This window comes from Stenotrophomonas sp. YJH_SMC_80, from assembly GCF_059372495.1.
On the sequence record NZ_JCAFVP010000004.1, the window covers coordinates 108,558 to 122,394 of the forward strand.

A 13,837-nucleotide genomic window follows, 5' to 3' on the forward strand; every position below is an offset into this window, starting at 1 on the left:
GCTCCGGTGGCGAATCAATAGCTTAGGAACGGCGTGCATGCAAGTCAGGTCCGCCCGCTGCGGCCCCGCTACAATCCCATTCCCATGCACGGTCTCAATCCCCCTCAAGCCGCCGCCGTCCTGCATATCGAAGGTCCGTTGCTGGTGCTCGCCGGCGCGGGCAGCGGCAAGACGCGCGTGATCGTGGAAAAGATCGCCCACCTGATCGGCAGCGGCCGCTATCCGGCACGCCGCATCGCAGCGATCACCTTCACCAACAAGTCGGCCAAGGAAATGCGCGAGCGTGTGGCCAAGCGCCTGCGCGAGCAGGACGCCGACGAGGTGACCATCTGCACCTTCCATGCGCTGGGCCTGAAGTTCCTGCAGATCGAACACGCGGCCGTGGGCCTGAAGCGTGGCTTCTCGATCTTCGATGCCGATGATGCCGCTGCGCAGATCAAGGACCTGATGTACGGGGCCAAGCCCGACGACATCGAGGACATGAAGAACCTGGTGTCGCGCGCCAAGAACGCCGGCCTGTCGCCCGAGCAGGCGATGGCCGCCGCGCGCAGCAACCGCGAGAAGGAAGCGGCCAGCGTCTATGAGCGCTACCAGTTGCGCCTGACGGCGTTCAACGCGGTCGACTTCGATGACCTGATCCGTTTGCCGGTGCAGATCCTGGAGGAAAATCCGGAGATCGCGCTGGCTTGGCGCGAGCGCATCGGCTACCTGCTGGTGGACGAATGCCAGGATACCAACGACGCGCAGTACCGGCTGCTCAAGCAGCTGGCCGGCGATAAGGGCAACTTCACCTGCGTGGGTGACGATGACCAGTCGATCTACGCCTGGCGCGGCGCCAATCCGGAAAACCTGCAGCAGATGGGGCGCGACTATCCCACGCTGGAGATCATCAAGCTGGAGCAGAACTACCGCTGCTCCAACCGCGTGCTGCGCGCGGCCAACGCGCTGATCGCCAACAACCCGCATGAGCACCTGAAGAAGCTGTGGAGCGATCAGGCGGACGGTGAACGCATCCGCGTATGGGAATGCCGCAACAGCGAGCACGAAGCGGAAAAGGTCGCGGCCGAGATCGCCTTCGTGGCGCAGTCGCGCAACGTGCCGTGGAGTGATTTCTGCATCCTGTTCCGCGGCAACTTCCAGTCACGGCCGCTGGAAAAGGCGATGCAGCTGCTGCGCATCCCTTACCACCTGACCGGCGGCACCATGTTCCTGGAGCGTCAGGAAGTGAAGGACACGCTGGCCTGGTTGCGGCTGCTGGTGAATCCGGACGACGACACCGCGTTCATGCGTGCGGTGCAGTCGCCCAAGCGCGACGTCGGTGCCGGCACGCTGGCCAGGCTGGCCGAACTGGCGCAGGAAAAGGACATGCCAATGGCGCAGGCCGCCGAGGCGATCGGTGCCCTGCAGCAACTGCCGCCGCGCGCAGCCAACAGCCTGGCGCGCTTCACCGACATCCTGCGCGACCTGCGCGCGCAGATGCGTCAGGTCACCTCGGGCGACATGATCCGCAAGGTCGCCAAGGAATCGGGCCTGCTCAGCGAACTGCGCCAGCAGGCCAAGGAAGAAGCCAGCTACCAGCGCCGTGCCAACAACATCGAGGAGCTGGCGCAGTGGTTCGAGGGCGGCCCGCGCGGTGCCACCGCCGCCGACCTGGCCGGCCAGCTGGCGCTGCTGTCACGCAGCGACAAGGACGAGGGCGGCAACCAGGTGCGCATGATGACCATGCACGCCTCCAAGGGCCTGGAATTCCCGTACGTGTTCATCGTTGGCTGCGAGGATGGCGTGCTGCCCCACCAGGTCAGCCTGGACGAGGGCAACCTGCAGGAAGAGCGGCGGCTGCTGTACGTGGGCATCACCCGCGCCAAGATCCAGCTGTGGATGAGTTACAGCAAGCTGACGCGCAAGTTCGGTGAGCATGTGCGGCTGAAGCCGAGCCGGTTCTTCGATGAGATCCCGGCCGAGGAGATCCAGCGTGATGGCGCTGATCCGGTGGCCGATGCGGCGCGTAAGAAGGAACGGGCGAGTGCGGGGTTGGCGGCGATCGAGGCATTGTTCGACTAGGGCGCTCCAACGGCGCCGCCCCTCCGTGGTGGGGCACGCGTTGGTTCCGCAGTGTGCCCGATCGGGGTGGGTTCGCGGGGGACGCCGTGAACCCGTCCCTGGGGGCTTAGCCGCGCCATCCATGGCGCGGATACCCCCGCGAACCCACCCCGATCGGCCTCTGACAGATGCCGGGCGCTTCCTTCCACGGCAATGCAAAGAAAATCAAAAGCAGCAGCCGGGGTTGAGGCAGAATCGGGGTTTCGGCTGGAGGTCCACCTGTGCAACCGATCGAGAGTGAACGCCTGCGCCTGCGTGCGATCGAGCCTGATCGCGATGCGGCGCCGATGCTGGCGCTGTTGAATGATCCGGGCTTCGTGCGCTTCATTGGCGACCGCAATGTGCGCAGTGAGGAGCAGGCGCGGGACTACATCGCGCTGCGTGTGCTGCACAGCTATGCGTTGAACGGGTTCGGCATGTACGCCATCGAGCGGCTGTCCGATGGCGCCTGGCTGGGCAATGCCGGCCTGGTGCGGCGTGATGGCCTGCCGGGACCGGATATTGGCTATGCGGTGCTGTCGGAATTCGCGGGGCAGGGCTATGCCGGTGAGGCAGCGCGGGCGGTGTTCACGCATGCGCGCGCTGGGCTGGGCCTGCACGATCTGTATGGCATCACCGATCTGGACAACGTGGTGTCCGGGAAGATCCTGCTGGGGTTGGGCATGCAGGAGCGCGGGGTGATCCAGCTGCCAGGCGTGGACAGCCCGAGCCGGTTGTATGCCACGCCGGGTGCGGCGCAGGTCTGACCCCTGATGTTGGTAGGTGCCGACCGTTGGTCGGCACGATTCAGATGCAGTGTCGACCAACGGTCGGCACCCACCCCCTCAGCCGCGCAGTTCGGCCAGCTGCGCCCGCAGCTCGGCCACGGCCGCTTCCAGCTGGGCCACGCGCTCGGCCAGGCCCGGGTCGGCTGCATCGCTGCTGCCACCGCCGCTGCTGGCGTACCTGGCCGCCAGCGCCGCACCGTCCACTTCACCGCACAGCAGGTGCATGTAGCGGTCTTCGCGCTGCCCACTGGCGCGCGGCAGCACCACCAGCAGCGCGCGCTGCTGCAGGCGTTCGATGGCGTGGCGGGCTTCATCGGCGTCGGCGAAGCGGTGCAGGCGCTCGCTGCGCGTGATCAGTTCGCCCAGCGTCTGCGGCCCACGCAGCAACAGCAGCGCCAGCAGCACGGTCTGCTGCCGGGTCAGGTCCAGCGCGGCCTGCAGGCGGTGCTCGTAGCGGTCCGCGCGCGAGGAAAAGTGCTGGCGGGCCAGGCCCAACGCCTCCAGCTGCCGCAGCGCGTGCTGCACGCTGCCGGCGTCGATGTTCATCACCGGCTCGCGGGCAGTCTTCTGGTTGGCAGCCGACTGGGCGGCATTGACCGTCAGTGGATAGGTGTCCGGCGTGGTCGCCTCCTTTTCCACCAGGCAGCCCAGCAGGCGGGTCTGCACGGCGTCGAGCAGGGGGACGTCGGGGGTCTGGACGGAATCGGTCATGGCGGCCTCCGGAAGGGCAACGGGTCAACCGCCAAGCATAGCCGTCCCGGGGCCGCCTTTGCCGGTAAAATGCGCCGGTATATCTGATTGCCGGTGAATCCATGCGTCGTCCCGTTTCCCTGTCCCTGACCCTGCTCGCCACTGCGGCGCTGGGCCTGTCCGCCTGCAAGCGCGTGGATGCGCCTGCTGCCGAAGCCGCTGCCCCGGAGGCCCCGGCCGCCGCTGCCAAGGCTGATGGCGCGCTTGATGCGACCGCCAACGACAATCTCAACGCCGTGCTGTGGATGCAGCGCGCGCAGGAGTACAAGGCAATCACCGAGCAGACCTACCGTGCCGCCGCCGACCACCTGGACGCCGCGCTGAAGGAAGCGCACTGGGATGCGCTGGTGCCGGAGGAACGCGGCAACGAGGCCAAGGGCCTGAAGCCGGCCGTGGTGCTGGACGTGGATGAGACCGTGCTGGACAACTCGCCCTACCAGGCGCGCCTGGTACGCGACGGCAAGGAATACGACGAGCTGAGCTGGGACCAGTGGGTGGCCGAAAAGAAGGCCAAGGCCATTCCGGGCGTGGTCGATTTCGCCAAGGCCGCCAACGCCAAGGGCGTAACCCTGCTGTACATCTCCAACCGCGCCGTGCACCTGAAGGACGCGACCCTGGCCAACCTGCGCGAGCAGGGGCTGCCGGTGGCCGATGACAGCGTGTTCCTGGGCCTGGGCACCGTGGTCGAAGGCTGCGAGCAGGCCGGCAGCGAGAAGAACTGCCGCCGCCGCCTGGCCGGGCAGAAGTACCGCGTGCTGATGCAGTTCGGCGACCAGCTGGGCGACTTCGTGGAAGTGACCGCCAACACCAACGAAGGCCGTGACGCCCTGCTGCAGCAGTACCACGACTGGTTCGGCGAGCGCTGGTGGATGCTGCCGAACCCGACCTACGGCGGTTTCGAGCCGGCGCAGTTCAACAATGACTACAGCCAGTCGCGCCAGGCCCGCCACGACGCCAAGCGCGCAGCCCTGGACTACGCGCCGTGAGCCGCGCGCCGCTGCCGCTGCGCGATGACGAGCGCCTGATCTTCGCGCTGGACGTGCCTGACCGCGCGCAGGCGCTGGAGTGGGTCGACCGCCTTGGCGACAGCGTGGCGTTCTACAAGATCGGCATGGAACTGCTGGCGTCGGGCGAGTACTTCCAGGTGCTGGACGAGCTGGCCCGCCGCGACAAGCGCGTGTTCGTCGACCTGAAGTTCTTCGATATCCCGGCCACTGCCGCGGCGGTGATCAAGCGCCTGTCGCAGTGGCCGGTCAGCTACGCCACCATCCACGGCTGGCACCCGGCGATGATGGAAGCCTGCGCCGCCGCCAACAGCAGCGACATGCGCCTGCTGGCGGTGACCGTGCTGACCTCGATGGGCCGCCCGGACCTGGCGCAGATGGGCATCGACCGTGAACCGGTGGACGTAGTGGTCGAACGCGCGCTGGCCGCGCAGGCGGCCGGTATCGCTGGCGTGATCGCCTCAGGCCAGGAAGCCGGCCCGATCCGCGCCGCTACCGGCGCCGGGTTCTCGATCGTCTGCCCGGGCATCCGCCCCGGTGGCCCGGTCGGCGATGACCAGAAGCGTACCGTTGGCGTGGCCCAGGCCTTTGCCGATGGCGCCGATGCCATCGTGGTTGGCCGTCCGATCCGCCTGGCCACCGATCCGCAGGCCGCGGCCCGGGCCATCCAGCAGGAAATCGCGTCGGCGCTGGCTGCGCGCTGAGATTCCGTTGCGCAGGCTGCAGGCCCGAACGCCATCCCGACCCGCGCGGGATGGCGTTTCTGCATCCGTCCAGCAAGCGGTTGTGCCCGAATCGCCGCAAAACCTGCCGTAGATTTCATGGTCTCCATGCCAGGCATCAGGACGATCAATAAAATCAATAATTTAGGCCGCACTACGTGAAGTGTTGCCTTAACTTGAACGCCAGCGTAGGATCGCCGCCATCCGGTCCTCGGACCGGACATGTGCCACAACACTGTCCACCGGCCCTGCGCCGGTTTGAAGAGCCTGTGATCCCCGTGATCCCGGCTCTTTTTTTATTCCCATCAGTGACTTGCACAAGCAACAGCGGAAACCGTGACGTCCCGGCTTGCCGCTGTCACGTCACAGGCCGCAAGATGCGGACCGGTCCGGGGAGTCCGAGTGCATGAGCGTGGCAGTGCGAGGAAGGTCTGCGCGTGGATGGGGGCTGGCAGCCATGCTGCTGCTGGCCGTGGCGGCGTGTCGTGAATCGGCCCAGGACCCGGCCAAGCCGGCGGCCGAGCCGGTCGCGGCGGTGCAGGCCATGGCGCTGCGCCTGGCCGAGGACGATCTGGTCGGCTATGCAAAGCTGTCGGTGCCGCCCAGCCAGTACCAGCGCCTGCAACAGGCCTGGACCGAAGGCCACAGCCAGTGGCCGCTGACCGAACTGCCGCTGGGCGACCAGCTGCTGCCGATGCTGGCCGCACTGCGCAAGCCCAACGCCAGCGCCGAACTGCAGCGCAGCTTCGATCGCCAGCTGGCCGGACAGGCCGGCGCGGTTCGCCAGGCCGCGCAATCGATGGGCAACTTCGGTGTGCAGTACCTGCGCCACCAGAAGGGCTATACGCCTGGCCAACAGGCGCATTACATCGCCCTGGTCGAAACCCTGGCCAGCTGGGCGCAGGGTGCCCCGATCAGTGACCGGGCCCGCGCACGCAGCACCATCGCCGCGCTGGTCGGCGCCGCCAACAAGGTCGGTTTCGACGACGAAGCCGGCCTGCAGGCCGCGGGCATGGAAGGCAGCCTGGCGCAGCTGGCGCCGTTCATCCACACCCTCAAGGCGGTGCTGGGCAGCTACGGGCTGGGCGTGGACGACGCGTTGCGCAGCGTGCGCGGCGAACTGCTGTCGGTGGAAGGTGACAACGCCCTGGTACGCCTGCACTACGACCTCGCCGGTCGTGAGATGAGCCTGCAGCTGCCGCTGAGCCGCCGCGAAGGCCATTGGTACCTGACCCGCACCCTGGCCGATACCGACGCGCTGCTGCGCAAGGCCGATGCGGCCCGCGCCGCTGCGTCGCCGTCACCGGCTGAAGCCCCCGCCGAGGGTGGGGAAGCGGCAACGCCGCCGCCTAAGCCATAATGGCGCCGATGTCGAAACAGAACCCGCTGCCGTTCCCCGGCGAAGAATCCCAGTCGACGCCCGCCGATACGGTGCCGGCGTCCCCCTCGACCGGTACCGGCCCGAACCCGGTACCGCCGCCCGCGCACGCGCGTCCGGCCGGCCGACGCCCACTGTGGGCACGGTTGCTGGGCCGCCTGGTCGAGCCGTGGCTGTCGCTGAAGATCGAGCCGGAAGACCCGGGCCAGTACAACGATGGCCGCCCGGTCATGTACGTGCTGGAAGACTACGGCCTGTCCAACGCGCTGATCCTGGACAAGGCCTGCCGCCAGGCCGGCCTGCCGTCGCCGCTGGTGCCGCTGGCCGGTGACCCGACCGGCCGCAAGCGCGCCTACCTGGCGCTGTCGCGGCGCAGCTCCAGCAATTCGCTGATCCCCGAGCAGCGCGGTGCCAAGACCCATTCCGACTCGCTGGCCAAGGTCCTGCAGGCACATCGCGTGCGCGATGACCTGGACGTGCACCTGGTGCCGGTGTCGATCTTCGTCGGCCGCGCGCCGGACAAGCAGAGCGGCTGGTTCGCGGTGCTGTTCTCGGAAAACTGGGCGCTGGTCGGCCGCTTCCGCCGCCTGCTGGCGGTGCTGCTCAATGGCCGCAGCACCATCGTCCGCTTCGCGCCGCCGATCTCGCTGCGTTCCATCATCGACGAAGGCCTGGAGCCGGAACGCACGGTACGCAAGCTGCAGCGCGTGCTGCGCACCCATTTCCGCCGCATCCGTGAATCGGTGATCGGCCCCGACCTGTCGACCCGTCGCCTGCTGGTGGACCAGGTGCTGGCCGCCGAACCGGTGCGCGAAGCGATCGCCGCGCAGGCCAAGCGCGACAATTCGAAGACGGCCGATGCCTGGAAGAAGGCACACGCCTACGCCTGGGAAATCGCCGCGGACTATTCCAGCCCGGTGGTGCGCTCGGCCAGCTTCATGCTCAGCCACGTGTGGAACCGCATCTATGCGGGCGTGCTGGTGCACCATCTGGACAAGTTCAAGGCCGCCGCGCCGGGTCACGAAGTGGTCTACGTGCCCAGCCACCGCAGCCACATGGACTACCTGCTGCTGTCCTACCTGCTGTACGACCGTGGCATCGTGCCGCCGCACATCGTGGCCGGCATCAACCTGAACCTGCCGGTGGTCGGCACCCTGCTGCGCAAGGGCGGTGCGTTCTTCATCCGCCGCTCAATCCGTGGCAACGCGCTGTACTCGGCCGTGCTCAGTGAGTACGTCGCGCAGCTGGTGGCCGGCGGCTACTCGCTGGAGTACTTCGTCGAAGGCGGCCGCTCGCGTACCGGCCGACTGCTGCAGCCCAAGGGCGGCATGATCTCGATGACGCTGCGTGCGTTCCTGCGCCAGCCGCGCAAGCCGGTGCTGTTCCAGCCCATCTACATCGGCTACGAGAAGCTGATGGAAGGCGGCAGCTACCTGGACGAACTGTCCGGCCGGCCGAAGGAAAAGGAATCGATCTGGTCGCTGCTGTGGGGCATCCCGAAGGTGCTCAAGCAGAACTACGGCCAGGTGGTGGTGAACTTCGGCGAACCGATCGCACTGAACGACGTACTGGCCGAGAAGGCGCCGGAGTGGAAGGGCGAGGCGGTGTCCGAGGACGAGAAGCCAGCCTGGCTGTCGACCACGGTGGACACGCTGGCCGAACGCATCCAGGTGCGCATCAACGGCGCAGCTGACGTCAATCCGATCAACCTGCTGGCGCTGGCGCTGCTGTCCACGCCGAAGCACGCGATGGGCGAGGCCGACCTGATCGCGCAGATCGAGCTGTGCAAGACGCTGCTGGTCGAGATGCCGTATTCGGACCGGGTGACGGTGACCCCGCACTCGCCGGAGCGGATCATCGCCCACGCCGAGGAAATCAACGTCCTCACCCGCATCAAGCACCCGCTGGGCGACGTGCTCAGCGTCAGCGGCGATACCGCGGTGCTGCTGAGCTACTTCCGCAACAACGTGCTGCACCTGTTCACCGCCTCGTCGTGGGTGGCCTGCTGCTTCCAGAACAACCGCCGCATGAGCCGTACCGGCCTGGTCCAGCTGGGCCGCACGGTGTACCCGTTCCTGCAGGCCGAGCTGTTCCTGCCGTGGAGCGAGGACGAATTCGCACAGCGCATCGACCAGACCATCAACGTGTTCGTGCGTGAGGGCCTGCTGCAGAACGTCAATGACGACGACGGCGGCATCCTGGCGCGCAACACCGGGCAGACCGACGAGGTGTTCCGCCTGCGTGCGATCGGCCACTCGCTGCAGCAGGCCTTCGAGCGCTACTACATCGCCATTTCGGTGCTGGTGAAGAACGGCCCGGGCGTGCTGGGTGCGGCCGAGCTGGAAAGCCTGTGCCAGCAGGCGGCGCAGCGTCTGAGCCTGCTCTATGCACCGGCCGCGCCGGAGTTCTTCGACCGAACCCTGTTCCGCGGCTTCATCCAGAAGCTGCGCGAACTGCGCCTGGTGTGGCCGGACGAGAACAGCAAGCTGCTGTTCGACGAGCGTCTGGATGCCTGGGCCAAGGACGCCAAGTTCATCCTTGGCCGCGAGCTGCGCCACACCATCGAACGGGTCAGCCCGGAAGCAGCGCGCCCGGACGAGCCGGCGCCGCAGGATTGAAGGCAGCGCCGGGCCATGCGGTGGGTGTGGACCTTGGTCCACACCTTCCAGCCGTGCCAACCAGGGTTGGCACCCACCAGGACGGTCTTTAGGCCGGTTCGTCGGGAATCTGCAGGCTTTCCAGCCTGGCAATGCAGTCCTTCAACTGCAGCTTGCGCCGCTTCAGGCGCTTGGATTCCAGCTCGTCCTCGCCGTTGGCGGCCATGCGGGTGATCTGTTCATCCAGCAGGCGGTGCTCGGCGCGCAGGACGGCGAGGCGTTCGACAATCTCGGCGGGGTCGTAGGTATCCACGGCTTCGAGGATACACAGCGATGATGACCGCCGGGAGAGGGGAATCCCGACCCCCGGCCGTGGCCGCTCCGAGCCGTTAGAATGGAGCCCATGAGTGCCGTGATTTCCCTCCCCGATCCCCAGCCGCGCGCCACCCGCGATCCGCGCGTGGCCGAGCGCGAGCAGCACAAGCTGGCCAAGCGCCTGCGCCGCCAGGTCGGCGAGGCGATTGCCGACTTCGGCATGATCGAGGCCGGCGACAAGGTGATGGTCTGCCTGTCCGGCGGCAAGGACAGCTACACCCTGCTGGACGTGCTGCTGCAGCTGCAGAAGAAGGCGCCGGTGCCGTTCGAGCTGGTGGCGGTGAACCTGGACCAGAAGCAGCCGGACTTCCCCGAGCACGTGCTGCCGGAGTACCTGGCCGGGCTGGGCGTGCCGTACCACATCATCGAGCAGGACACCTATTCGGTGGTCAGCCGGGTCATCCCGGAAGGCAAGACCATGTGTTCGCTGTGCTCGCGCCTGCGTCGTGGTGCGCTGTACAACTACGCCGAGACCCACGGCTTCACCAAGATCGCGCTGGGCCATCACCGCGACGACATGGTGGCCACGTTCTTCATGAACCTGTTCCACCACGCCAAGCTGTCGGGCATGCCGCCGAAGCTGCGCAGCGATGACGGCAAGCATGTGGTGATCCGGCCGCTGGCCTACGTGCGCGAGAGCGACATCGTCGACTACGCGCAGGCACGCCAGTTCCCGATCATTCCCTGCAACCTGTGCGGCAGCCAGGAGAACCTGCAGCGCCGCCAGGTCGGCCTGATGCTGAAGCAGTGGGAGAAGGACCACCCGGGCCGCATCGAGCAGATCGCGCGCGCCATGGGCGAAGTCCGGCCCTCGCAGCTGGCCGACACCACCCTGTTCGACTTCATGGCGCTGGGCCGTCGCGACGACGCGCCGCTGCCTGACGCCCATGCCTGGCTGGCCGGTTCCACGGCCGACGCCGACGCAGATCCCGAGACGCCCACCGTTTAAGGTCGGTCGCCCTTCCTCTTTGCCATCCGGAATTCCATGTTCTTTCGCAACCTGACGTTCTTCCGTTTCCCGACCACCACCGATTTTTCCGAAGTCGACACGCTGCTGCCGCACGCCCTGCTCAAGCCGGTCGGCGCACTGGAAATGAATTCACGCGGCTTCATCTCGCCGTTCGGCCGCGAGGAGAAGGAACTGCTCTCCCACCGTATCGCCGAACACCTGTGGCTGACCGTGGGCGGCGAGGACAAGATCCTGCCGGCGGCGGTGGTCAACGACCTGCTCGAGCGCAAGCTGGAGGAGATCGAGGAGAAGGAAGGCCGCCGCCCGGGTGGCCGCGAACGCAAGCGGATGAAGGACGACCTGCTGCATGAACTGCTGCCGCGCGCCTTCGTGAAGTCCTCGCGCAACGACGCCTTCATCGACCTGCAGCACGGTTACGTGGCGGTGGATACCTCCAGCCGCAAGACCGGCGAGTACTTCATGTCCGACATCCGCGGCCTGCTCGGCAGCTTCCCGGCGATGCCGCTGAACGCCGAAGTCGCGCCGCGTTCGATCCTGACCGGCTGGATCGCCGGCGAGCCGCTGCCGACCGGGCTGAGCCTGGGCGAAGAGTGCGAGATGAAGGACCCGGTGGAAGGCGGCGCGGTGGTCAAGTGCCAGCACCAGGAACTGCGCTGCGACGAGATCGACAAGCACCTGGACGCCGGCAAGCAGGTGACCAAGCTGGCGCTGATCTTCGAGGACAACCTGTCCTTCGTCATCGGCGACGACCTGATCGTGCGCAAGCTGAAGTTCCTCGACGGCGCCCTGGACCAGCTGGAGCATGCCGACGAAGACGGCCGCCGCGCCGAGTTCGACGCCCGCTTCGCCCTGCAGAGCGCCGAGATCCGCCGTCTGTTCCTGTTGCTGGAAGAAGCCTTCAAGCTCAGCAAGGCTGACTGAACAGGCAGCCCGACGGCCGCCGGTCATCCGGCGGCCCGAAGCGGCGCTATGCTGGGCGCATGAGCCGTCTGCTGCGCCGCCTGATCAGCCCGACCCCGCCCGCCACCGTACAGCGCGACACCGTTCGCCTGCGCCTGGAGGATGCCGAGATCGAGGTACTGCGCGTGCGCGATCCGCGTGCGCGCCGCATCAAGCTGAGCGTGGACGAACGCGGCGCGCGCCTGACCCTGCCGCCGCGCGCAAGCCTGGTGATGGGCGAACGCTTCCTGGAACAGCACCGCGACTGGCTGGCACTGCAGCTGCGCCAGTACCAGGGCCAGGGCCTGCCGTCACCGCTGCAGCCGGGCGAAGACGGCGTGCTGCCCCTGCGCGGCGAACTGTTGCCGCTGCGCTGGCAGGAAGGCCGCTACGCGCGCCTGGAGATCGACGCGCATGGTGCCTGCGTGCAGTGGCCGACACGTGGTGGTGACGCCACCCTGCGTCGCCTGCTGCGCGAGTTCTACGAAGCACAGACCCGCGCCGACGTCGGCCGCTGGCTGCCGAAGTACCTGCCCACACTGCCGCGCGCACCCAGCCGCCTGCGATTGAAGGTGATGTCCTCGCAATGGGGCTCGCTCGCCCCCGATGGCAGCATGGCACTGGACCTGGCCCTCGTGCTCGGTCGTTCGGAAGCGTTCGAGTACGTGCTGGTGCACGAGCTCTGCCACCTGATCCAGCCCAACCACTCGCCCGCGTTCTGGCACGAAGTGGAACAACGCTTCCCCGCCTGGCGCGAACAGCGCGATTACTTCCAGCTCGAAGGGCGCCGACTGAAGGCGATGCTGCGGCAACTGCTATAGCGCGCGGGCGCTACAGCAGTTGCCCGCGCATTCTTCCTCTACCCCCGCCTTCGGCGCGCCCCTTCAACAGAAGGGGCTTTCCTCCAGAGAGTGGGCTGGGCAGTCGGGCAGGCTCGACGCTGCACAGAGTCTGCGCAGAGGATGAGCATTCCCCGCCCTGGCAACGCGCCATGGAGCGCGCGCAGCGCGCGACCCGCGCCTGCTCTTCTTTTCTTTCTTCCGTGGTGGGCACACCGGAATCGGTCCGTGGCCGGGCGGGGTGGGTTGCGCAGGGGCGTGAGCCGCATGGATGCGGCGACCGAGCTTACAGGGGTGAAGGCGCTTTGCTTGCGAAGCACTGCTTCGCAAGCGCCTGAACGCACAGCCGCCAGCGGCTGGGCCGGGCCCCGGAGGGGTACTTGCAGCGACCCCTGCGCAATCCACCCCGCCCGGCCAAGCACGGCTTTGCCTTCGGATACCACCCATCACGAGGGGCTCAGCCGTTGGCCGAAATCCTCACCTCGCCCGCAACGCCGCCGCCGCCGCCCAGCGCGCCGCCACCCGCGGCGCCGTAATGCACACCGCCTGGTCGGTCACCGTCGTCACCGCGCGCTCCAGCAGCTGGATATCCGCCTCATGCTGGCGCGCCACGTGCGGATCCTCGAAGAAGATCGCGCGCTGGCAGCGCCCTTCCAGTACCCGGTCGGCAATCTGCGCATCGCCGCCCATCGGGCCGCTCTGGTAGCGCGTCACCCAGGGCATATCGCTGGGCCAGCCACGGCTCCACGCCAGCTCGTTCAAGCGCTGGCCGGTGGTTCCGGTTGCCACCCGCTCACCGAACCGCGCCAGCACATCGAAGTGCTCATCGGCGAAGGCCAGCATCGCCGGCTTCATCGCGTCGTGCGCGATCAGCGCCAGCGTCTGTCCTTCGAACGCATGCAGGTCGTCGGCGCCAGCATCGGCAACCAGTCCGGCATGGATGCGTTCCACCTCGATCCAGTCGCGCGCGGTGGCCACGGTGGAAATGAAAGGCTTGCCGTGGATCACGCACTGCCGCTTCAGCGCCGTGGCTTCCGGAAACACCGAGGATGGATCGACCGGATCGATCAGGTAGACCGCGCCATCCAGTGTCCGATCCGGCCCCATGCCAACCACCTCGGCCACCAGCTTCATCAAGCCACCCTCGCGACCGTAGGGGTAGCGATGCAGGCCCGCGTATCCGGTCAGGAAGCCCTGACGCTGTATCGCGTCATGGGTGCGGCCGACCGCGTGCAGCGACACGCCCAGCTCGCGCAGGCCGGGTTCGCTGACGCGCAGCCAGCGGAACAGGGCGGCGCGCGCGTCGTGGTGATGGAGACGGTTGGCAGCCAGGCCGATGCGCATCGAATGCTCCGCAGATACGGGTGAAAGCGGCAGTGTATGTCGCCATTCACCT

General features: G+C 67.4%; 12 protein-coding genes. 9 read left to right on the forward strand and 3 right to left on the reverse strand.

Going from position 1 to position 13,837, the window contains the following annotated elements; translation table 11 throughout:
* Nucleotides 1-84: 84 nt before the first annotated feature.
* Nucleotides 85-2,061, forward strand: coding sequence for a UvrD-helicase domain-containing protein (locus tag AC5P99_RS08835; RefSeq protein ID WP_049402880.1), 1,977 nt, complete (start codon nt 85-87; stop codon nt 2,059-2,061).
* A 260-nt stretch (nt 2,062-2,321) separates the two neighbouring features.
* Nucleotides 2,322-2,846, forward strand: a complete 525-nt coding sequence (locus tag AC5P99_RS08840; protein ID WP_495213057.1) for a GNAT family N-acetyltransferase — start codon at nt 2,322-2,324, stop codon at nt 2,844-2,846.
* Between the two features lie 78 nt (nt 2,847-2,924).
* On the opposite strand, the gene AC5P99_RS08845 is transcribed toward AC5P99_RS08840, so the two are convergent.
* Nucleotides 2,925-3,578 carry a YceH family protein gene (locus tag AC5P99_RS08845; protein WP_495213058.1) on the reverse strand — a complete coding sequence of 218 codons (654 nt, stop codon included), beginning with the start codon at nt 3,576-3,578 and terminating at the stop codon, nt 2,925-2,927.
* Nucleotides 3,579-3,679: 101 nt separating this feature from the next.
* Here AC5P99_RS08845 and AC5P99_RS08850 point away from each other — a divergent pair, with 101 nt between their 5' ends.
* The 4 genes from AC5P99_RS08850 to plsB all read left to right on the forward strand — a co-directional run bounded on the left by AC5P99_RS08850 (nt 3,680) and on the right by plsB (nt 9,339).
* Nucleotides 3,680-4,603, forward strand: a complete 924-nt coding sequence (locus AC5P99_RS08850) for a 5'-nucleotidase, lipoprotein e(P4) family (protein WP_021202272.1) — start codon at nt 3,680-3,682, stop codon at nt 4,601-4,603.
* The gene (gene pyrF, locus AC5P99_RS08855) at nt 4,600-5,325 is read left to right on the forward strand and encodes an orotidine-5'-phosphate decarboxylase (protein WP_049449742.1); all 726 of its coding nucleotides are present in this window, start codon (nt 4,600-4,602) and stop codon (nt 5,323-5,325) included. The genes AC5P99_RS08850 and pyrF overlap by 4 nt, the downstream gene beginning before the upstream one ends.
* A 424-nt stretch (nt 5,326-5,749) precedes the next feature.
* On the forward strand, nt 5,750-6,703 hold the full coding sequence (locus tag AC5P99_RS08860; protein ID WP_049449743.1) for a hypothetical protein: 954 nt from the start codon (nt 5,750-5,752) through the stop codon (nt 6,701-6,703).
* Complete coding sequence (gene plsB, locus AC5P99_RS08865; protein ID WP_005407500.1) at nt 6,703-9,339, forward strand: glycerol-3-phosphate 1-O-acyltransferase PlsB; 2,637 nt, start codon at nt 6,703-6,705, stop codon at nt 9,337-9,339. The genes AC5P99_RS08860 and plsB overlap by 1 nt, the downstream gene beginning before the upstream one ends.
* A gap of 88 nt (nt 9,340-9,427) precedes the next feature.
* Here plsB and AC5P99_RS08870 read toward each other — a convergent pair whose 3' ends face one another.
* The gene (locus tag AC5P99_RS08870) at nt 9,428-9,631 is read right to left on the reverse strand and encodes a YdcH family protein (protein ID WP_279702770.1); all 204 of its coding nucleotides are present in this window, start codon (nt 9,629-9,631) and stop codon (nt 9,428-9,430) included.
* A gap of 90 nt (nt 9,632-9,721) precedes the next feature.
* On the opposite strand from AC5P99_RS08870, the gene ttcA reads away from it, so the two are divergent.
* Genes ttcA through AC5P99_RS08885 form a run of 3 tightly spaced genes read left to right on the forward strand, consistent with a single transcriptional unit; the run spans nt 9,722 to nt 12,423 of the window.
* Nucleotides 9,722-10,642, forward strand: coding sequence for a tRNA 2-thiocytidine(32) synthetase TtcA (gene ttcA, locus AC5P99_RS08875; protein ID WP_049449744.1), 921 nt, complete (start codon nt 9,722-9,724; stop codon nt 10,640-10,642).
* Between the two features lie 36 nt (nt 10,643-10,678).
* The gene (locus AC5P99_RS08880) at nt 10,679-11,584 is read left to right on the forward strand and encodes a recombination-associated protein RdgC (RefSeq protein WP_005411825.1); all 906 of its coding nucleotides are present in this window, start codon (nt 10,679-10,681) and stop codon (nt 11,582-11,584) included.
* A 59-nt stretch (nt 11,585-11,643) separates the two neighbouring features.
* Entirely contained in the window at nt 11,644-12,423 is a 780-nt protein-coding gene (locus tag AC5P99_RS08885) for a M48 family metallopeptidase (RefSeq protein ID WP_049449745.1), read from the forward strand.
* A gap of 495 nt (nt 12,424-12,918) precedes the next feature.
* Here the strand turns inward: AC5P99_RS08885 and AC5P99_RS08890 are convergent, their stop codons facing one another.
* Complete coding sequence (locus AC5P99_RS08890; RefSeq protein WP_149500590.1) at nt 12,919-13,785, reverse strand: methylglyoxal synthase; 867 nt, start codon at nt 13,783-13,785, stop codon at nt 12,919-12,921.
* Between the last annotated feature and the right edge of the window lie 52 nt (nt 13,786-13,837).